Here is an 18,961-nt window from a genome sequence, read left to right as displayed (position 1 = left end):
CCGCTGCCCCGGCCTCTATCGTTTTGCCTGTGTGTATTATAGCACAGGAGCGGGGCAGATGTCCGTTATGCCTCACTCATCTTGTGCGTTCCGCAGCCTTTGGATACAATAGACAGAAAGGAGCGTGCAAATATGGGAAACGTTGTTTTATATCTCGCCATGAGCGTAGATGGATATATTGCCGATGAGCAGGGCGGTGTGGACTGGCTGGGCGGCGACGGCAGTCAGCCGGATGCCCCCGGCAGTTATCCGTCGTTTTACGAAACAGTGGACGCCATTGTTATGGGCTGGTCCACCTATCACCAGATCGTCACCCAGCTTTCCCCAAACAGCTGGCCCTATGAAGGCCGCCCCTGCTATGTGGTAACCCATCGGCAGGAAGCGGCCCGGGAGGGCATCTGCTTCTGGAAGGGTGAGCTCACCGCACTGACAAACAAGCTGAAAGCAGAATGTGCAGGCAATGTCTGGATCTGCGGCGGCGCGTCGGTGGCCGGGCAGCTGCTGAAAGAGGGCCATATTGATCGGCTGTGGCTTTCCATGATTCCTGTGGTGCTGGGGAAAGGCATCCGCCTGTTTCCGGAGCTGCCCCACCCGCTGCCGCTGAAACTGGTAAAAACGCAGCAATACAACGGGATTGTGGATCTTGTTTACGAAAAACGGTGACGGACTTTTTAACGCCACACAACAAATGCCGCCCTCTCTGCATAAGCACAGAGGGCGGCATTTGTGATTGTTCTCTTACCTGTTTAACAGCCAGCAGATCCCTGCGGCAGTCCGCTCCGCCGCGTGGTCGTAGTGGTTGCCCGGATTCAGCTGGAACACGGTGTCAATCCCCCTGGCTTGATAGAACCCCTGAATCTCCTCCGTGTTCTGGCCCACGGTTTTCAGCATGGGATTTCGGGTTCTGCTTTCTCTGTCGCTAAGGGAAAAGTATATGCAATCTGGCTGTTGCTTCGGTTCATGGGAGGCAACATACTCTTTGATGCCGGGAAACCACAGCGAACCGGACATACTGGCCACGCGGGAAAACCGGTCCGTTTGGTAGATGGAATACAACGCGAACAGCCCGGCCAGCGAATAGCCTGCAATTCCACGCCACTTCGGTGTACAAGGGAGCTCATTTTCCACCATGGGAATGATCTGCTCCGTCAACAGCCGCAGATAGTCATCCGCACCCCCGGTGCAGGGCTCAGCGTTTTTGAAAGCAGGCGGACTGTTCCAGGGGGCCATGTCGTGGTTCCAATTCAGATCGCTGACGGCCACCAGCGTAAACGGCGGGCAGCCCAGCATGCGGGCAGCTTCGAACACCTTCTGACCTTCATTGGAAAACGTATTCAGATAAATAATGGGAGTTTCTGGCTCAGCTGCCGAAAAAACAGTGATGGTTTTGCCGCCTGCTGTAAAGGATTTCACTATGAGCGCCCCCCGCTTTCGATTCGAACTGTGTTTATTGTACCGCGCCGGAATGAAGTTCTCAACCGATTTTCGCCTGAATCTGCCCGATTGAACGACCATTTCTGTTCGTTTATTTGTTAGTTTATTTGTTAGTTTATCACGGTTTTCCAGGTGTTTTCCGGTGATGACCGGCAATTTGAAAACAACAAAAAAGCCCGCAAACGGCTCAACAAGGCCATTCACAGGCTTTTAAAATTGATGTACGGCTATGTGGCATGGCCGCAGAGTGGGGCCCCCGCAAAAGTTTGCACAGCAAAGTTTTGTGGGGAAAAGGAGGAATGACGGAGCGGTATGAAAAAAGCCCGGGCAAGCCCGGGCTTTTTGAATGGAGCACAGTCCATTCCGACGTGGAGCTGGAGATCGGACTTGAACCGACGACCTGCTGATTACGAATCAGCTGCTCTACCGACTGAGCCACTCCAGCAAATTACTCAACCGAATTTCCAGCTGAGCAACAATAAATATGATACCGAAAAATCGGCGTTTCGTCAAGAGGCAATCGCGCAAAACAGGCGGGATGTGATAAAATAAAACCATATTCCCTGTTTTGTGATTTTCTCTGCCGGGCTTTTTGGTATTCGTTTTTTCGTTTCCGGCGGAAAGGAGGGTTCCATGCTGCTGAGCGTCAGCCGTCGCACCGACATTCCCGCCTGGTATGCGGACTGGTTTTTCCGCCGCCTTGCACAGGGCTTCGTGCTCGTTCCCTCGCCCCGTGCGCCGCACCAGCTGCACCACATTCCACTGAACCCGGACGTTGTGGACGGCATCGTTTTCTGGACGAAAAATCCTCTGCCCATGCTGCCCCGTCTGAATGAGCTGGAACGCTATCTCACTGTTTTCCAATTCACCCTCACCGGTTACGGCCCGGAGGCTGAGCCCTCCCTGCCGGACAAGGATACCGTGCTTATTCCGGCCTTTGGGCAGCTTTCCCGCAAACTGGGCCCACGTCGGGTGATCTGGCGGTATGACCCCATCTTTTTCACCCGGGAGTACAGCGAAAACTGGCATCTGACCCGCTTCGAACAGATTGCCCGCCGCCTGCAGGGATACACCGAAACCTGTGTGATCAGCTTTCTGGATGAATACCGGGGTACCCGTGCCCGGATGCGGCCGCTGGTTCCGGCAGCCTTTGACCCGCAAATTGCCGCCCGCCTTGCCCGCGGAATTGCCGAAATTGCCGCCAGCTGCGGCATGCGTGTGCAGAGCTGCGCCGAGGCACTGGATCTGCGTGCGGCAGGCATTGCCCATGGAAGCTGCGTGGACGGAGCGCTGTTTGAATCGCTGCTGGGGCAGCCGCTGCACTGGTCGCCCGCCAAAGGGCAGCGGCCGGAATGCGGCTGCGCGGCCAGTGTGGACATCGGTATCTACAACACCTGCCCGGGTGGCTGCAGATACTGCTACGCCAATTTTTCGCCCGGTCAGATTGCGGCCAATCATGCGGCACACGACCCCTGTTCCCCTCTTCTGGTCGGCTGGCCCGGCCCGCAGGATCGAATTCTTCATCCCACCTTTTCCTCGCTTCGAGTTGATCAGCTGCGCATGGACGGGTTTTAATTGACAAAAAAGCTGCCTGCTTGAAAAACAAACAGGCAGCTTTTTTCGTTGCAAATTACTGTTGCTGAGCCGACAGATACTCCTGCGGGCCGGTCTGGTACAGGTTATTGCCCAGGGAATCGATCACCACCGTGAGGGGCATCTCCTCCACCTCCAGCCGGCGGATGGCTTCGCTGCCCAGATCCTCATAGCAGACCAGCTGGGCGGTTTTTACCCGGGATGCCATGAGTGCACCCGCACCGCCAATGGCCGCCAGATAAACCGCACCGGTTTCTTTCATGGCTTCCACCACCTGCTCGCTGCGCTTGCCCTTGCCGATCATGGCCTTCAGGCCAAGGTGCAGCAGCCGGGGAGCGTAGGCGTCCATCCGATAGCTGGTGGTGGGGCCGCAGGCGCCGATGGCCTGCCCCGGCCGGGCGGGGGTGGGTCCTGCATAATAGATGGCCGCGTCCTTCACGTCGATGGGCAGTTCCTCGCCCCGGTCCAGACATTCGCACAGCCGCTTGTGGGCCGCATCCCGGGCGGTATAGATCACGCCGGACAACAGTACCGTATCCCCTGCCCGCAGCTTGCGGGTCACCTCTTCGGTGAGGGGTGTTGTGAGCTTGTATTCCATTACAGTACCGCCTCCTTGTGCCGGGTTGCGTGGCAGTTGATGTTCACCGCCACCGGCATGCCCGCAATGTGGGTGGGATAGGTTTCGATCTGCACGCCCAGCGCGGTGGTCTCGCCGCCGAAGCCCTGGGGGCCGATGCCCAGCTGATTGATCTTTTCCAGCAGCTCCTGTTCCATGGCTGCATAGTAGGGATCCGGATGGTGGCTGCCCACCGGGCGCAGCAGAGCCTGCTTGGCCAGCAGCGCGGCTTTTTCAAAGGTGCCGCCCACACCCACGCCTACCACGATGGGCGGGCAGGGGTTGGGCCCCGCCAGCCTGACGGTCTCCAGCACGAAGTCCTTCACACCCTGCTCCCCGTCCGAGGGCTTGAGCATGCCCAGACGGCTCATGTTCTCGCTGCCGAAGCCCTTGGGAGCCACGGTGATTTTCAGTTTGTCGCCGGGAACAATGCGGGTGTGGATGATGGCAGGAGTGTTGTCGCCGGTGTTGCCCCGGCGGATGGGATCCTTCACCACGGATTTGCGCAGAAACCCTTCGGTGTAGCCCCTGGCCACGCCCGCATGGATGGCGGCTTCAAAGTCGCCCTGAATGTGCACCTCCTGGCCGATCTCGCAGAACACGCAGGCCATGCCGGTGTCCTGACAGATGGGCAGGCCGGTATCCCGGGCGGCATCCAGATTGTCGCACAGGGTTTTCAATGTGGTTTTGGCGATGGGCCATTGTTCCGTTTCAAAGGCGGAGCGCACCGCGTTTTCCATATCGGCGGAAAGCCGGTTGTTGGACTCCATGCAAAGGCGGGCCACCGTTTCGGTGATGGTCTGGGCACTGATCTCTCTCACAGTCGGGCCACCCCCGTTTCCCGGGCGGCTTTTGCCACCGCATCCGCCACGGCCTGCGCCACGCGGGGATCGAATGCCCCGGGGATGATGTAATCCTCGCTGCGCTCCTCATCGCTCACCAGATCGGCAATGGCGTGAGCCGCCGCCACCTTCATGGCGGTGTTGATGTCCCGTGCGCGCACGCTCAGTGCGCCCTTGAATACACCGGGGAAGGCCAGCACGTTGTTGATCTGGTTGGCAAAGTCGCTGCGGCCGGTGCCGATGACCCGCACGCCAACGGCCTTGGCCTCATCCGGCAGAATTTCCGGGGTGGGGTTGGCCATGGCAAACACGATGGCGTCTTTCGCCATGGTCTTTGCCATCTCCGGCTTCAGAGCGCCCGCCACCGACACACCGATGAACACGTCTGCACCCTTGATGGCATCCGACAGATCGCCCCGCAGATCCTCCTTGTTGGTGATCTCGCAGAGCATCTTTTTGTGATCCTGAATGCCCACGCCCCGGTCCTTATAGAGAATACCGTTTTCGTCGCAGGCAATCACATTCTTCACGCCGGCGGCCAGCAGCATCTTGATGATGGCGGTGCCTGCGGCGCCGGGGCCGTTCACCACCACCTTGATGGAACCGATGTCCTTTTTCACCACACGCAGTGCGCCCAGCAGCGCGGCGGTGACCACGATGGCAGTGCCGTGCTGGTCGTCATGGAACACAGGGATATCCAGCTCTTTTTCCAGCGTCTCTTCAATGTAGAAGCAGTTGGGGGAGGAAATGTCCTCCAGATTGATACCGCCGAACACCGGAGCCAGCAGGCGCACTGCCTCGATGACCTTATCCGGGTCCTGGGTATCCAGGCAGATGGGGAACGCATCCACGCCGCCGAATTCCTTGAACAGGATGGCTTTGCCCTCCATCACCGGCTGGGAAGCCGCTGCGCCGATATTGCCCAGGCCCAGCACTGCGGTTCCGTTGCTCACAACCGCCACCAGATTGCCCTTGGCGGTGTAGGTGTAGGCCGCTGCCGGGTCCTTTGCGATCTCGCGGCAGGGCTCGGCCACGCCGGGGGTGTAGGCGGTGGAAAGGTCCTCCCGGGTCTTTACCGGAACCTTGCTCACCACTTCGATCTTGCCCTTGTGCTCCTGGTGCATTTCCAGTGCCTTTTTATAATAATCCATCAGGGTTTCGCCATCCTTTTCTTAGGTTTTTTCCTGTTCCAGTATACAAAAGTTTCGCGGGCTTGTACAGTCCGCCGGGCATAAGTAACACTACTGTTTTGCCGCTTTGGCGCATACCATTTTATCAAAAGCGTGCACAGATTTTACAAAAGCAGGCTATCGCCCCGGCCGTTCACTCTGATACACTGAAGGCAGGATACCAGAGGCGGCACGCCTTACGGGCGGCCGACTGCTTTGCCCTGAAAGGAGTTGCATCGTTTATGATTCCCTGCCGTTCCTCCTGCCCCCATTATGCTGAGGGCTGCCACAAAACCTGCGCCTACTGGAAAAGCTACCAGCGGGAGCTGCAGGACCAGCAGCGCAAAAAAATGCAGTGGCTCAAGGCCCAGAACGAGGTTTGCACCACCGTTCTGCGGCAGTATCTGGCCATGAGCACGGTGCGCCCCGTTTATTACTGATCCGGTTCCTCCTTTTAAAAACGGGCCGGGCCCCAGACCGCTTTACGCGGCTGAGAGCCCGGCCCTGATTTATTGTTCCGGTAAGATCCACCGATCAATGGCATAGGCCACCCCGTTGTTCCGGTTGGTTCGGCTCACCTGGCTTGCCTGCTCCTTCAGCTGAGGCACCGCATTCCCCATGGCGATACGCAAACCTGCCGCCTCAAACATGGGCAGATCGTTTTCACCGTCACCGATGCAGGCGATCTGTTCCTTCGGAATGTTCAGCCGGGCAGCCAACGCCGCCAGCGCAGCGCCCTTAGAGGCGCTGGCCGAAAAAATCTCCACATACTGGTTGGTAAAGGCCCAGCGGCAGTCCAGCGCATGGCGTTCCAGCATGCAGCGCAGCTTCCGGCCGGTACGTTCGGTAAAGAAGTAGAACTGCAGCTCTTCCACGTCAGCTGCATGCTGCCGCAGTACCCGGTTCATATTCTCCACGCAGATACTGGCGGCGGCATCCGGCCCGAACACAACCCGGCCAAGCAGCCAGAATGCGCGGCCTCGCACCATATATTCCCGCTCCACATGGGCAGTGATGCTCACCGGCAGGCTCTGGGCCAGCTGCACAAGACGCATGGCGCGCCGCTTGGGAATCAGAGCCTGAAACAGATCCTCGCCGGTATACAGGTCGGTGACCTGAGCGCCATTGGAGGAAATCACATAACGAAAAAACTTCTCGCTGCGCAGCCGGTACGGCAGGCAGGAAAGGCTGCGCCCGGTGGTGGGCACCACCAGAATGCCCGCCTCAGCCGCCCGGCGCAGTGCCGCCAGATTTTCGGCGCTCATGCGGCTTCGGCCGTCCAGGCAGGTGCCATCCATATCCACGGCAAGCAGTTTAATCATGGGATATTTCCTCCATTCAGATGGGTATTTGAATTCACTCTACTCCCCCTGCAGGGTTTTGTCAAGGGGGTGTACACAACCGGAAAAAGGCCTGTGTACACAATCAAAACCACCGGCTTAGCCGGTGGTTTGAGTAAGCCCTATAAGGGCATTATACTAGCAAAGCCCCTTAAGGGGCCACGAAAAATTCTGCCATCTGCATTTCTTGCCCTACGGCTCGTAAACGAGCAAAATCCCAAAACCATATTTTCTCTCTATATGGTAGGCAATTAGTTTGTCATCTCGCTTCGCTCGCAAACTAAATGCTAAAGCAAGTAATTCGCACCAGCGTAGCTGGTGGTTGCTTTACACTCAACCGGAAAAAGGCCTGCGCTTTTTGAAAAGCGCAAGCCTTTGCTCTATGGTTCAATCGGGATGGATTACAGATGGTTTGCCACTTCAAAGGCATCCCAGATGGCGTACATGATGTTGGCCACCTTGCGGGCATCGCCCAGGCAATACAGCTCGGGAACGGAGAACTCCAGCTCCTTATACAGGCTGTCCTCCTCCTTGTAGCCCACGCAGAGGATCACGTCGTCGGCTTCCAGCTTGCATTCGCCCTCCGGAGTCTGAGCAGTGAGCACGCCGTTCTCGAAGTGCTGCACCTTGGCGCTGGTCACAACCTGAATGTTGTTGTAGGGGATCAGGGCCTCCAGCATCTCGCTGTTGGCATGGCACAGGGGGCCGTTCACTGCCAGCAGCTTGTCCAGAGCTTCCACAATGGTCACCTGCTTGCCCTGCTTTGCCAGCCACAGGGCGGTTTCGCAGCCAACCAGGCCACCGCCCACGATGGTCACCCTGTCGCCGCAGGTTACCTTGCCGTTCAACACGTCCGCCGCGGTGTGCACTTTGGCGTCGTCGCCCAGAGAGAATACCTTGGGGGTGGAACCGGTGGCAACAATCACAGCGTCGTAATCACCAGCCAGCACCTCAGCGGCAGTGACCTTATGGTTCAGGGTCACGGGAACGCTCAGGCGCTCCAGCTCACGGCCGTACCAGGCCGCCAGTGCGTGGTCATCCTCCTTGAAATCGGGAGCGCCGCCGGGAATCAGGTTGCCGCCCAGCTGGCTGCCCGCCTCAAACAGATGAGGTTCATGGCCACGGATGGCCAGCACCCGGGCTGCCTCGCAGCCGGCCACACCACCGCCCACGATCAGCACCTTCTTGGGGCGGCAGATGGGCTGGTATGCCATATCCCGCTCGCGGCAGGCCTGGGGATTCACGGCGCAGTTCAGCGCGGAGTATTCCTGAATGCGGCCCATGCAGCCCTCATGGCAGGACAGGCAGGGCCGGACGAATTCGTACCGGTTGGCGCGCAGCTTGTTCACATAATCGGGGTCTGCCAGCAGGGGGCGGCCCAGGCTGATGATGTCACAGGTGCCGTCCGCAATGCAGGCGCTGGCCATTTCCGGGTTGTCCATGCGGCCCGCCATCAGGATGGGCACGTTCACGGTTTCCTTCATCAGCTTGGCATACTTGCGGTACAGGCCCTTTTCCTGATACATGGGCGGATGGTTCCACCACCAGGCATCGTAGGTGCCAACATCCACATCCAGTGCGTCGTAGCCGTATTCCACCAGCAGCTTGGCAGCCTCCACGCCCTCGTCCAGATCGCGGCCGGCTTCCTTGAATTCCTCGCCGGGCAGCGCGCCGACGCGCCAGTCCTTCATCATGCTCTTGGGGCTGTAACGCAGGGCCACCGGGAAATCCTGACCGCAGCGGGCCTTGATCTCCTCCACAATCTCCTTGGCAAAGCGCAGGCGGTTTTCCAGGCTTCCGCCGTACTCGTCGGTGCGGTTGTTGAACAGAGCAATGGCGAACTGGTCGATCAGGTAGCCCTCGTGCACCGCGTGGATCTGCACACCATCGAAACCGGCTCGCTTGGCGTTGTAGGCGCCATCGCCAAACTTCTTCACGATGGAGTGGATCTCCTCCACGGTGAGGGGTCGGCAGGTCTTATTCAGCCAGCGGTGCGGAATGGCGGAGGGGGCCACCGGCGGGAACTCGCCCAGGTTGGTGGGAATGGTCACACGGCCAAACCCGCCGGACAGCTGCAAAAACACCTTCGCGCCGTAAGCGTGAATACGCTCGGTCATCTCGCGGGCGGTGCGCACAAAGTGCACCGGGTTGTAGGTAGCGCAGGGGCAGCTGGGCATGGCGTGCTCCTCCACCTCATTGTCCACAAAGGTAACGCCGGTGATGATCAGGCCGGTGCCGCCTTTGGCGCGCTCGGTATAATAGTCGATGCCGCGCTGATTGAAGCCGCCTTCCGCGTCGCCCAGACCCAGCGGGCCCATGGGAGCCATGGCGAAGCGGTTCTTCAGCTCACAGCTGCCGATGCGGGTTTTCTCGAACAGATTTGCATACGGAAACATTTGTGATCCTCCTTGTTAAATGATTCACGTTGACAGCCATTATTATAGCACCGCTGCAAAAACATGTAAATATAGACATATAAACTTTTACATGTTTTCCCTTCCAAAATTTATGGTATAATTTTATTAAAAACGACCAATACAGGGAGGGCGTCATGCGCACGTTGAAATATGCGATTCTGGGCATGCTCAGCCGCCGGGAGCTGACCGGCTACGATATGATGAAGGAATTCGACCGGGGGCTGGCCAATTTCTGGTATGCCAGCCACAGCCAGCTGTATCCGGAGCTGAAGCGGCTGGCAGGCGAGGGCCTGATTCAATACGAGACCTCCATCAAGGGGGAGAGTCTGGAGAAGAAGATCTATCGCATTACCCCGGAGGGTATGGCAGACCTGCGCCAGTGGCTGGAACAGGACGAACCCCTCCCCCCCACTCCCAAGGATGTGTTCCGGCTGCGGATGTATTTTGGCGACAACATTTCCCGCGACCGGCTTCTGGAGCTGACCCGGGCCCAGCTGGAACGCCGGCGGCAGAAGCTGGCATTTTTGCAGAGCTCTCTGGATCAGGCCGAACCATACAGCGGCCGCTTTGATTCCGCCACCGGCGACCGGCTGGTGCTGGAAGGGGCAGTGATGCGTGAGACCGCCATGGTTCAGTGGCTGGAGCACTGCATCCAGACGCTGGAACACTGTGAAAACGGAAAGTGAGTACCCCGGCCATGGAATCTTACTATCATAATCAGCTGGGCAAATCCGGCCAGGCGGCCTACCATGCCATGCTCACCGGATTGCGGGCCATTGCCCCCGCCTTTCCCGTGCCACGGCTGGAGCCGGGGCAGCTTTCCGAAATCTTTTTGAAGCTGCGGCTGGATCACCCGGAAATCTTCTACGCCGTGCGCTTCACCTACCGATACTACCCGCAGGCCTCCAGCGTGGAAATGGTGCCGGAATATCTGTTTGAAAAGAGCAAGATTCAGGAGCACCAGAAGGCCATGGCCGCCCGCATCCAGAAGCTCACCCGCCCGGCCATGAACCTGAGCGAGAGGGAAAAAGAGCAGTTCGTGCACGATTTCATCTGCCGGAATGTGCGGTACGACAAGCTGAAAAAGCCCTATTCCCACGAGATCATCGGCCCGCTGGGGCAGGGCGTTGGTGTATGCGAGGGCATTGCCAAGACCGTGAAGGCATTGTGCGACGCGCTGGGCGTCTGGTGCATGGTGGCCCTTTCCGAGGCAAACCCGAAACAGGGGGTCAAATACCGCCACGCTTGGAACATCGTGAAGCTGGACGGGGTGTATTATCATCTGGACGCCACCTTCGACAACACGCTGGGCAAGGCCGGGCCCATCCGCTACGACTACTTCAATTTAAATGACGAAAAGCTGCTGCGGGATCACGAGCCCCTGCTCTACCCTGCCCCCGCCTGCACTGCTGGCGACCGGTTTTATTACCGGGAGAAAAAGCTCTCGTTCACAAAGCTTGAGGACGTGGAAAAGCGGGCGGCACAGGCCATTCGGAAAAATCAGCCGCTGATCTTCCACTGGCGGGGCGGGCCGCTGACCCGTAGTACTGTGGCCGAGCTGACTGCCACACTGGAAACCGCCGCCCGGCGCAAGGAGCTGCACCCCCGCATCGGGCTGAACTGGCCCCAGGCGGTGTTTCAGGTGAGCTTTGTGAGCCAGAACCCGGAGCAGGAGCTCACCGAAGAACAGGCCAACGAGGGCGAAACCCTGTAATTTGCCGTTACGCTCAAACAGAACAAAACGCCCGCCGGGCTTCCCTGATGATCAGGGGCCCGGGCGGGCGTTCGTTTTTTGTTTTTAATCCAGACTGAAATCCTCCGCCGAAAATTCCGGCAGCTTGGGCTGGCGGCGGGGCACCCGCCGCAGGGGATCGTAGCTGAATTTTTTGCAGTGATAATAGGGCGAGACCACGCCCTTTTTGGCACACAGGATCATCCGGGGATCCGCCGCCTTCTGGCCGAACTCACAGTAGGTGCAGGCCGGCTGGATGTTAGCCCCGAACATTGGCTTTTTGCGCAGCAGCATACGCTTGCAACACCTCGCTTTGCTGGTTTCTATTATACCCGCGCGGCGGCCCGGTGTAAAGCCGGTTCAGGAAAGGCGGTTTTTGAAGTCCTCATAACCAAAAGCTTTTACCAGCTTCTCCTGCCCGTTTGCGTCCCGCCAGACGATGGCAGGCAGGGGCATGCCATTGAAGGTGTTGGTTTTGACCATGGTATAAAGGGCCATATCCTCAAACACCAGCCGATCGCCCTCGTTCAGAGGTGCGTCGAAGGAGTAATCCCCGATCACGTCCCCCGCCAGACAGGTGGGGCCGCCCAGCCGGTAGGTGTAGGCCTTTTCCCCGCTCTCGCCGGAATTCTGCAGCGGCGGGCGGTAGGGCATCTCCAGCACGTCCGGCATGTGGCAGGCGGCGGAGGTGTCCAGAATGGCAATGTCCATGCCGTTGTGCAGGGTCTCCAGCACACTGGTCACCAGAAAACCGGCGTTCAGCACCACGGCTTCGCCCGGCTCCAGATAGACCTCCACCTGATAGGTTTCCTTCAGGTGCTTCACAATGCGCACCAGACGCTGGCGGTCGTAGTCCTTGCGGGTGATGTGGTGGCCGCCGCCCAGATTGATCCATTTCAATCCGTGCAGATACTTACCGAACTTCTCCTCAAAGGCAGCCACGGTGGTTTCCAGATCGTCCGAGTTCTGCTCGCACAGGGTGTGGAAGTGCAGGCCGTCCAGCAGGGGCAGCAGGCTCTCGTCGAAGTTGGCCAGCGTGGTGCCCAACCGGGAGCCGGGGGCGCAGGGGTCATAGATGGCGTGGCCCTCCTGAGTGGAGCACTCCGGGTTCACCCGCAGGCCCACCGCCTTGCCCGCCGCCTTGGCCACCGAGCCGAACTTTTGCAGCTGGCGGGGCGAATTGAACACAAAATGGTCGGCGTAGCTCAGCAGCTCTTCAAATTCTTCCGGCTTGTAGGCCGGAGAAAACACATGGGTCTCGCCGCCGAAATGCTCCCTGCCCAGCCGGGCCTCGTACAGACCGCTGGCGGTGCTGCCCACCAGATAGCGGCGCAGCAGCGGATAGCAGGAAAACATGGAAAATGCCTTCTGGGCCAGCAGAATCTTGCAGCCCGCCTGGTCGGCCACCTGGCGCAGAATTTCCAGATTCTGCACCAGGCGGGTTTCATCCACCAGAAAATAGGGTGTGGAAATGGCGTTGCTCATCAGTCCACCAGCTCCGGGTTATCGTTGACCTGCCAGGGCAGACCCCACTTGTTCAGGGCGTCCATGTACGGGTCCGGATCAAACTCCTCCACGGTATACACACCGGGCTTGTTCCACTTGCCGGTGAGCAGCATCATGGCGCCGATCATGGCGGGCACGCCGGTGGTGTAGGAGATGGCCTGAGAGCCAACCTCCTTGTAGCACTCCTCGTGGTCGCACACATTATAGATATAGGCAGTCTTGTCCTGACCGTCCTTCTTGCCGGTGAAGATGCAGCCGATGTTGGTCTTGCCCTTGGTGCGGGGGCCCAGGGTGGCGGGATCGGGCAGCAGGGCCTTCAGGAACTGAATGGGCACGATCTCGTGGCCCTCAAATTCAATGGGCGTGGTGGACAGCATGCCCACGTTCTCCAGACACTTCATGTGGGTCAGGTAGCTCTGGCCGAAGGTCATGAAGAAGCGGATGCGCTTCACGTTCGGGATATTCTTGGCCAGAGACTCAATCTCCTCGTGGTGCAGCAGGTACATGTCCTTCTGGCCCACCTGATCGAAGTTGTACTCCCGCTTGATGCTCATGGCGGGGATCTCCACCCAGTGGCCGTTCTCCCAGTAGGAGCCGGGGGCGGACACCTCGCGCAGGTTGATCTCCGGGTTGAAGTTGGTGGCAAAGGGATAGCCATGGTCGCCGCCGTTGCAGTCCAGAATATCGATGGTGTCGATGGTGTCGAACAGGTGCTTCTGGGCCCATGCGCAGTAGGCCTGGGTCACACCCGGGTCAAAGCCGGAGCCCAGCAGGGCGGTGAGGCCGGCCTTCTCGAACTTCTCCTTGTAGGCCCACTGCCAGGAGTAGTCGAAGTAGGCGGAGAAGCCCTCTTCCTTGCAGCGCTTCTCGTAGGCAGCCTTCCACTCGGGATCGTCCAGATTCTCGGGCTCGTAGTTGGCGGTATCCATGTAGTTCACGCCACAGGCCAGGCAGGCATCCATGATGGTCAGATCCTGATAAGGCAGGGCGATGTTCATCACCAGATCGGGCTGAACCTCCTTGATCAGGGCAATCAGCTGGTTCACATCGTCCGCGTCCACCTGAGCGGTGGTGATCTTGGTGGAGGTGGTGCCCTCCAGCTTGGCCTTCAGGTCGTCGCACTTGGACTTGGTGCGGCTGGCGATGCAGATCTCGGTGAATACTTCGCTGTTCTGGCAGCACTTGTGGATGGCAACGCCGGCAACGCCGCCGCAGCCGATGATCAATACCTTGCTCATGATTTCATCCTCTTTCTTCGTTTGATTTTTCGATTGATACAAAAGTGTTTTGCGCTTCGTTTTCCCACTCAGGGCTGCAGAGCCAGCAGCATCTCCCGCACGATCTTGCAGGCCACGATGGTGGACACGCCGCTCTGGTCGTAGTGGGGGCTCAGCTCGTTCACATCGCAGCCCACCACCTTGGCCCGGCTGCACACCAGCGTCACGGCCTGACGCAATGCGTCGAAGGTTACGCCGCCGGGCTCGGGGGTGCCGGTGCCGGGGAAGATGGAGGGATCCATTACATCCAGATCCACGGTGAAGTAGACCGGCTTGCCCTCCAGCTGGTTCAGGGTCTCTTCCAGACCCTCGAAGTCAAACCGGCGGGTGCTCACATGGGTGCGGCCCCAGGCAAACTCCTCCCGGTCGCCGGAGCGGATGCCGAACTGGTGAATGCGGCCGTCGCCCACCAGCTCCCAGCAGCGGCGCAGCACGCAGGCATGGGAGAGCTTGGCCCCCAGATAATCGTCCCGCAAATCGGCATGGGCGTCAAAGTGGATGATGTGCACATCCGGATACATGGCAGCCACCGCACGGAAGGCGCCCAGCGTGACCAGATGCTCGCCGCCCAGCATGAAGGGCCGCTTGCTGGCGTGCAGAACGTGGCGGGTGCGCTCCTCGATGCGATCCAGCGCCTTGTTCACGTCGCCGAAGCACAGCTCCAAATCGCCCAGGTCGATCACATTGGCGTCCTCCAGATCCTTGTCCTGATAGGGGCTGTAGCTTTCGATGCCATAGGACTCGTGGCGGATGGCCGCGCTGCCGAACCGGGTACCCGGTCGGTAGGAGGTGGTGGAATCAAAGGGTGCGCCAAACAGCATGGTGGACGCGAAACGGGGGCCCTTGTCGCACCCCATGAAAACCTCAACATTCTTGCTCAACATCTCTTAAAAGCTCCTCTACGTATGCGGGCAGGTAAAACGCGCCCTTGTGCAGTGTGGTGGTGTAATAGCGGCAGGTCAGCCCGCGCATGTTCCAGCGGGTTTCGTCCAGATCCCGCAGCGGGTGATACTTTTTGGAGGCAAAGCCGAACAGCCAGTGTCCGGAGGGATAGGTGGGGATGTGCGCCTGGTATACCCGGCTGATGGGGAAGGACTCCACAATCCGCTTGTGGGCCCGCTGGCAGGCCACCGCGTCCTCGGTGTAGAAGGGGCTCTCATGCTGGTTGACCATGATGCCGTCCTCCCGCAGGGCGTTGTAGCAGCTGCCGTAAAACTCCCGGGTGAACAGACCCTCGCCGGGGCCGAAGGGGTCGGTGGAATCTACAATGATCAGGTCATACTGATCCTTGCAGGAGCGGATGAACCGCACACCGTCCTCATAGTGGATGGTCAGGCGGGGATCGTTCAGCCGGCAGGAGGTCTGGGGCAGATACTTCTTGCACACCTCCACCACCAGCGGGTCGATCTCCACCATGTCGATGTGCTCAATCTCCGGGTAGCGGGTCAGCTCGCGGATCACGCCGCCATCGCCCGCGCCGATGACCAGCACGTCCCGCACTTTCGGATGCACCGCCATGGGCACATGGGTGATCATCTCGTGGTAGATGAACTCATCCTTTTCGGTGAGCATCATATAACCGTCCAGCGTCAGAAAGCGGCCGAACTCCGGCGCTTCAAACACATCGATGCGCTGGAACTCGCTCTTGCCGCTGAACAGCTGCTTGTCCACCTTGATGGACAGCTTCACGTTCGGGGTCTGCGCTTCGGAAAACCAAAAATCCATCGCTTCCTCCTTCTTATTTGAGCACGTTCAGGCGCAGGATGTCCGCATCCTCAGGGCCGGTCATGGAGCAGCCCTTGGCCTTCGCATACTGAATGTAGTCCAGAATCTCCTTGGTGATGCGTTCGCCGGGAGCCAGAATGGGAATTCCCGGAGGATAGCACATCACGAATTCGCTGCAGATGCGGCCCGCGGTGTCCTCAATGGGCAGCGACTCCTTCTCCGCATAGAAGGCTTCCTGCGGGGAAGCGGCCACAATGGGGTCGATGTATTCCTGCTGCATCAGGCCCGCCTTGCTGCCGCCGAACCGGCGGCGCACCTCGGCCAGCGCGCTCACCAGCCGCTCCACCTCACGGGGGCGGTCACCGATGGACAGATACGCCAGAATATTGCCCAGATCACCGAATTCGATCTGGATGTCGTATTCGTCCCGCAGCAGATCATAGACCTCGATGCCGGCCAGACCCACATCCAGCGTGTTCACCGACAGCTTGGTGGTATCAAAATCAAAGATGCTGTCGCCGTTGCACAGCTCCTTGGAGAAGGCATAGTAACCGCCGATGGCGTTGATCTCCCTGCGGGCGTATTCCGCCAGCTCGCTCACCCGCTGGAATTCCTGTTTTCCCCGCAACGCCAGGTTCCGCCGGGAGATGTCCAGGCTGGACAGCAGCAGATAGGAGCCGCTGGTGGTCTGGGTCAGGTTGATGATCTGGCGCACATGACCCTCCGGCATGGCCGGGCCGGTGAGCAGCAGCGAGCTCTGGGTCAGGCTGCCGCCGGATTTGTGCATGGAAACGGCGGCCATATCCGCCCCCGCCGCCATGGCGGAAACCGGCAGGTTTTCGCCAAAATAGAAGTGGGTGCCGTGGGCCTCGTCGGCCAGGCAGAGCATACCGTTGTCATGCGCCAGCTTCACGATGCTGCGCAGATCGGAACAGATGCCGTAGTAGGTGGGGTTGTTCACCAGCACGGCCTTGGCGTCCGGATTTTCCCGGATGGCCTTTTCCACCGCGGAAACACTCATGCCCAGCGGGATGCCCAGCCGGTGGTCGCATTCCGGGTTCACATACACCGGAATGGCGCCGCACAGCACCATGGCGCCCATCACGCTGCGGTGCACGTTGCGGGGCAGGATGATCTTTTCGCCCCGCTTTGCCACCGACAGAATCATGCTCTGCACCGCGCTGGTGGTGCCGCCCACCATCAGAAAGGCGTGAGCCGCCCCAAAGGCCTGCGCGGCCAGAATCTCCGCGTCCCGGATTACCGAGATCGGGTGGCACAGATTGTCCAGCGGCTTCATGGAGTTCACGTCCATGCTCACACACTGCTGGCCCAGCAGATCCACCAGCTCCGGGTTTCCTCGCCCGCGCTTGTGCCCGGGCACGTCAAAGGGCACCACCCGCATCTTGCCGAAGCGTTCCAGTGCCTCGTAGATGGGAGCCCTTTGCTGATCCAGATGTTCCATTCTCTCTCCCCCTGCCTCTTTGTTTCTCAGTAGATATTGCGCCCGCTGAAGATCTCGATCATCTCGCGGCGCAGGTTGTTCATGATCTCCAGCCGGGTTTTGGGCGGGAGCTCATACACATCGGTTTTGAACAGATAGTTCTGCAGATCCACTTCCTTGAGCATCATCTTGGTGTGGAAGATGTTCGCGTCGTAAACGTTGATGTCCACCGCGTCGTACCGGCGCAGCAGCTCGGGCTCGATGTAGTCCTGAATGCTGTTGACCTTGTGATCCAGAAACAGCTTGCGACCGTTCATGTCCCGGGTAAAACCGCGCACCCGGTAGTCCATGGTGATGATGTCCGAATCGAAGGAACGGATCAGGTAATCCAGCGTGGACAGCGGGGTAATCTCGCCGCAGGTGGCCACGTCGATGTCCACCCGGAAAGTAGCCAGGCAGGTCTCCGGATGGTACTCCGGGTAGGTGTGCACCGTCACATGGCTTTTGTCCAGATGAGCCAGCTGGGTCTCGCCTGCCGGCAGCATGCTGCCCTCGGCAATGAGGATGGTCACCGACGCGCCCTGGGGGTCGTAGTCCTGCCGGGCGATGTTCAGCACCTTGGCGCCGATCATGTCGGTGAGGGTGGTGAGGATGTTGGTAAGCCGCTCGGAGTTATACTGCTCATCGATGTAGGCAATGTAATCCTTCTGTTCCCGGGCGGTTTTTGCATAGCACACGTCGTAGATGTTGAAGCTCAGCGCTTTGGTCAGGTTGTTGAACCCATAAAGTTTCAGCTTTTCTCCCATCGGTCTCCTCCTGAAATTGACATCGCCCTTTTTTGGCCCGGCGGCAACAAAAAACAGGCAATGTGTATTTTTGCATACACATTGCCTGTAAACGAATCCTATTTTGGTGATTAAGCGCGGAACCCCCTGAAAAAAGACCGGCACACAGTTCCGGATGGATACAGTGAGGTACGGCAAAACAGCGCCGCTCAGGGCACAGCCCGGCTTGCTTTCACACAGAGTCTATATAGCAAATACTTACTTTTACTACTCTTATTGACCGTTTTACAAGTTGATGTACGCAGAATACGCACTGGTTGTAAAGTAACCAACTTATAAAATTGAGCTTTTAACTCAATCAATAATGGCGGTATCGCACCGCCCATCGGCAGTTGACCCGGCTGTCCGTATGGCCTTTAACCCACGATTGGGTGGTCAGAAGAAATATTTGCATGGATACTCTGTATGAAAACTCATATCGCATGACGAAAAAAGTATAACCTGTTTTTTTGCCGTTTGTCAACGGCTTTTTTCAGTTTTTAGCAAAATTTTAACGGCCGCTTTTCCCTGCTTTTTCCATGGGATTTTCCATCATTTGGAATAATTATGCATGCACAAGATGCAGGCCGTTTTTCTCCAGCAGCGCCTGCATCTGGCCCTCTTCCAGAGAAAAATCCAGCCGTTTTGTCATGGCTTCGTCGCTGAAGGCAGCCACCCAGCCGCCCTCGGCCTGTTGGCAGAAGGCCACCGTATCCACCGGATCCAACCCCTGGCCGGCCAGCTGCTGGCGAAGAGGTTCGGCCAGCTCCACATACACAAAAAAAGTGGTCAGCCCGTGGCCTCCATTGTACTGAAACGCCCCCTTTACGCAGCCCTCGCCAGCGGCACTGCCCCGGGGATGGATGGCCTGCAGCCAGGTCGGATCCATTGCTCCCATATCCTTGGGTTCCATCTTCATTCCTCCCGTTTACGAATATTGCTCCGCTTTTTGCTATTGTACGCCCTTTTCGCCGTCCGCTGCAAGCAGCACCCGGCTTTTGTGTTTATTTATTCGCAGCATGCAGAATTTCATGCAATGATTTGT

General features: G+C 58.6%; 19 protein-coding genes and 1 tRNA gene. 5 read left to right on the top strand and 15 right to left on the bottom strand.

The genetic code is table 11. From position 1 onward, the window contains the following. Positions 1-132 precede the first annotated feature (132 nt). On the top strand, positions 133-663 hold the full coding sequence (locus tag ACESYO_RS07125) for a dihydrofolate reductase family protein (RefSeq protein ID WP_276870921.1): 531 nt from the start codon (positions 133-135) through the stop codon (positions 661-663). A gap of 75 nt (positions 664-738) precedes the next feature. Here ACESYO_RS07125 and ACESYO_RS07120 read toward each other — a convergent pair whose 3' ends face one another. Then, entirely contained in the window at positions 739-1,638 is a 900-nt protein-coding gene (locus tag ACESYO_RS07120; RefSeq protein ID WP_373209653.1) for an alpha/beta hydrolase, read from the bottom strand. A gap of 165 nt (positions 1,639-1,803) precedes the next feature. Continuing rightward, positions 1,804-1,879 (bottom strand) — tRNA-Thr (locus tag ACESYO_RS07115). A gap of 188 nt (positions 1,880-2,067) precedes the next feature. On the opposite strand from ACESYO_RS07115, the gene ACESYO_RS07110 reads away from it, so the two are divergent. Continuing rightward, positions 2,068-3,009 (top strand): DUF1848 domain-containing protein, encoded by a 942-nt coding sequence (locus ACESYO_RS07110; protein WP_373209654.1) that lies wholly within the window; start codon positions 2,068-2,070, stop codon positions 3,007-3,009. Positions 3,010-3,064: 55 nt separating this feature from the next. Here ACESYO_RS07110 and ACESYO_RS07105 read toward each other — a convergent pair whose 3' ends face one another. The 3 genes from ACESYO_RS07105 to ACESYO_RS07095 are packed head-to-tail and all read right to left on the bottom strand — an operon-like array spanning position 3,065 to position 5,636. Beyond that, positions 3,065-3,625 (bottom strand): Fe-S-containing hydro-lyase, encoded by a 561-nt coding sequence (locus tag ACESYO_RS07105; protein WP_058965207.1) that lies wholly within the window; start codon positions 3,623-3,625, stop codon positions 3,065-3,067. Then, a complete protein-coding gene (locus tag ACESYO_RS07100; protein WP_058965208.1) occupies positions 3,625-4,464 on the bottom strand; it encodes a fumarate hydratase in 840 nt (279 codons plus the stop codon). The genes ACESYO_RS07105 and ACESYO_RS07100 overlap by 1 nt, the downstream gene beginning before the upstream one ends. Beyond that, positions 4,461-5,636: an NAD(P)-dependent malic enzyme gene (locus ACESYO_RS07095; protein ID WP_373209655.1), complete on the bottom strand. Its 1,176-nt coding sequence runs from the start codon at positions 5,634-5,636 to the stop codon at positions 4,461-4,463. Before ACESYO_RS07095 ends, ACESYO_RS07100 begins: the two co-directional genes overlap by 4 nt. Before the next feature lie 260 nt (positions 5,637-5,896). On the opposite strand from ACESYO_RS07095, the gene ACESYO_RS07090 reads away from it, so the two are divergent. After that, complete coding sequence (locus tag ACESYO_RS07090) at positions 5,897-6,094, top strand: hypothetical protein (RefSeq protein ID WP_058965210.1); 198 nt, start codon at positions 5,897-5,899, stop codon at positions 6,092-6,094. 69 nt (positions 6,095-6,163) lie between these two features. On the opposite strand, the gene ACESYO_RS07085 is transcribed toward ACESYO_RS07090, so the two are convergent. After that, positions 6,164-6,976 carry an HAD family hydrolase gene (locus tag ACESYO_RS07085; RefSeq protein ID WP_373209656.1) on the bottom strand — a complete coding sequence of 271 codons (813 nt, stop codon included), beginning with the start codon at positions 6,974-6,976 and terminating at the stop codon, positions 6,164-6,166. Positions 6,977-7,395: 419 nt separating this feature from the next. Continuing rightward, complete coding sequence (locus ACESYO_RS07080; RefSeq protein ID WP_283129449.1) at positions 7,396-9,390, bottom strand: oxidoreductase; 1,995 nt, start codon at positions 9,388-9,390, stop codon at positions 7,396-7,398. Between the two features lie 155 nt (positions 9,391-9,545). On the opposite strand from ACESYO_RS07080, the gene ACESYO_RS07075 reads away from it, so the two are divergent. Both ACESYO_RS07075 and ACESYO_RS07070 read left to right on the top strand, forming a co-directional pair. Continuing rightward, positions 9,546-10,097, top strand: a complete 552-nt coding sequence (locus tag ACESYO_RS07075) for a PadR family transcriptional regulator (protein ID WP_058965214.1) — start codon at positions 9,546-9,548, stop codon at positions 10,095-10,097. 11 nt (positions 10,098-10,108) lie between these two features. Continuing rightward, complete coding sequence (locus tag ACESYO_RS07070; protein ID WP_283129450.1) at positions 10,109-11,125, top strand: transglutaminase domain-containing protein; 1,017 nt, start codon at positions 10,109-10,111, stop codon at positions 11,123-11,125. Positions 11,126-11,209: 84 nt separating this feature from the next. Here the strand turns inward: ACESYO_RS07070 and ACESYO_RS07065 are convergent, their stop codons facing one another. From ACESYO_RS07065 to ACESYO_RS07030, 8 genes are all read right to left on the bottom strand, one after another. Further along, positions 11,210-11,437: a hypothetical protein gene (locus ACESYO_RS07065; RefSeq protein ID WP_058965216.1), complete on the bottom strand. Its 228-nt coding sequence runs from the start codon at positions 11,435-11,437 to the stop codon at positions 11,210-11,212. Positions 11,438-11,503: 66 nt separating this feature from the next. Then, a complete protein-coding gene (nspC, locus tag ACESYO_RS07060; RefSeq protein ID WP_373209657.1) occupies positions 11,504-12,628 on the bottom strand; it encodes a carboxynorspermidine decarboxylase in 1,125 nt (374 codons plus the stop codon). Then, positions 12,628-13,887 carry a saccharopine dehydrogenase family protein gene (locus ACESYO_RS07055; protein WP_087181082.1) on the bottom strand — a complete coding sequence of 420 codons (1,260 nt, stop codon included), beginning with the start codon at positions 13,885-13,887 and terminating at the stop codon, positions 12,628-12,630. Before ACESYO_RS07055 ends, nspC begins: the two co-directional genes overlap by 1 nt. A 68-nt stretch (positions 13,888-13,955) precedes the next feature. Further along, on the bottom strand, positions 13,956-14,810 hold the full coding sequence (speB, locus tag ACESYO_RS07050; protein WP_283128825.1) for an agmatinase: 855 nt from the start codon (positions 14,808-14,810) through the stop codon (positions 13,956-13,958). After that, a complete protein-coding gene (gene speE, locus ACESYO_RS07045) occupies positions 14,791-15,651 on the bottom strand; it encodes a polyamine aminopropyltransferase (RefSeq protein ID WP_058965220.1) in 861 nt (286 codons plus the stop codon). The genes speB and speE overlap by 20 nt, the downstream gene beginning before the upstream one ends. Positions 15,652-15,664: 13 nt before the next feature. Beyond that, positions 15,665-17,113, bottom strand: coding sequence for an aminotransferase class I/II-fold pyridoxal phosphate-dependent enzyme (locus ACESYO_RS07040; protein WP_283128826.1), 1,449 nt, complete (start codon positions 17,111-17,113; stop codon positions 15,665-15,667). A 26-nt stretch (positions 17,114-17,139) separates the two neighbouring features. Then, on the bottom strand, positions 17,140-17,898 hold the full coding sequence (gene speD / locus ACESYO_RS07035; protein ID WP_058965222.1) for an adenosylmethionine decarboxylase: 759 nt from the start codon (positions 17,896-17,898) through the stop codon (positions 17,140-17,142). A 583-nt stretch (positions 17,899-18,481) separates the two neighbouring features. Then, positions 18,482-18,829: a hypothetical protein gene (locus tag ACESYO_RS07030; protein ID WP_373209658.1), complete on the bottom strand. Its 348-nt coding sequence runs from the start codon at positions 18,827-18,829 to the stop codon at positions 18,482-18,484. Positions 18,830-18,961 lie beyond the last annotated feature (132 nt).

The organism is Allofournierella massiliensis (genome assembly GCF_964241245.1).
GTDB classification, from domain to species: Bacteria; Bacillota; Clostridia; order Oscillospirales; family Ruminococcaceae; genus Allofournierella; species Allofournierella massiliensis.
Note: the sequence above shows the minus strand (reverse complement) of the source record. Positions and strands in the feature narration are given on the sequence as shown.

Coding starts and splice junctions, on each gene's coding strand:
- nspC (WP_373209657.1), bottom strand. CDS start 12,628: ATGAGCAACGCCATTTCCACACCCTATTTTCTGGTGGATGAAACCCGC.
- ACESYO_RS07075 (WP_058965214.1), top strand. CDS start 9,546: ATGCGCACGTTGAAATATGCGATTCTGGGCATGCTCAGCCGCCGGGAG.
- ACESYO_RS07070 (WP_283129450.1), top strand. CDS start 10,109: ATGGAATCTTACTATCATAATCAGCTGGGCAAATCCGGCCAGGCGGCC.
- ACESYO_RS07080 (WP_283129449.1), bottom strand. CDS start 9,390: ATGTTTCCGTATGCAAATCTGTTCGAGAAAACCCGCATCGGCAGCTGT.
- ACESYO_RS07095 (WP_373209655.1), bottom strand. CDS start 5,636: ATGGATTATTATAAAAAGGCACTGGAAATGCACCAGGAGCACAAGGGC.
- ACESYO_RS07125 (WP_276870921.1), top strand. CDS start 133: ATGGGAAACGTTGTTTTATATCTCGCCATGAGCGTAGATGGATATATT.
- ACESYO_RS07085 (WP_373209656.1), bottom strand. CDS start 6,976: ATGATTAAACTGCTTGCCGTGGATATGGATGGCACCTGCCTGGACGGC.
- speE (WP_058965220.1), bottom strand. CDS start 15,651: ATGGATTTTTGGTTTTCCGAAGCGCAGACCCCGAACGTGAAGCTGTCC.
- speD (WP_058965222.1), bottom strand. CDS start 17,898: ATGGGAGAAAAGCTGAAACTTTATGGGTTCAACAACCTGACCAAAGCG.
- ACESYO_RS07105 (WP_058965207.1), bottom strand. CDS start 3,625: ATGGAATACAAGCTCACAACACCCCTCACCGAAGAGGTGACCCGCAAG.
- ACESYO_RS07055 (WP_087181082.1), bottom strand. CDS start 13,887: ATGAGCAAGGTATTGATCATCGGCTGCGGCGGCGTTGCCGGCGTTGCC.
- ACESYO_RS07090 (WP_058965210.1), top strand. CDS start 5,897: ATGATTCCCTGCCGTTCCTCCTGCCCCCATTATGCTGAGGGCTGCCAC.
- ACESYO_RS07040 (WP_283128826.1), bottom strand. CDS start 17,113: ATGGAACATCTGGATCAGCAAAGGGCTCCCATCTACGAGGCACTGGAA.
- ACESYO_RS07110 (WP_373209654.1), top strand. CDS start 2,068: ATGCTGCTGAGCGTCAGCCGTCGCACCGACATTCCCGCCTGGTATGCG.
- ACESYO_RS07065 (WP_058965216.1), bottom strand. CDS start 11,437: ATGCTGCTGCGCAAAAAGCCAATGTTCGGGGCTAACATCCAGCCGGCC.
- speB (WP_283128825.1), bottom strand. CDS start 14,810: ATGTTGAGCAAGAATGTTGAGGTTTTCATGGGGTGCGACAAGGGCCCC.
- ACESYO_RS07030 (WP_373209658.1), bottom strand. CDS start 18,829: ATGGAACCCAAGGATATGGGAGCAATGGATCCGACCTGGCTGCAGGCC.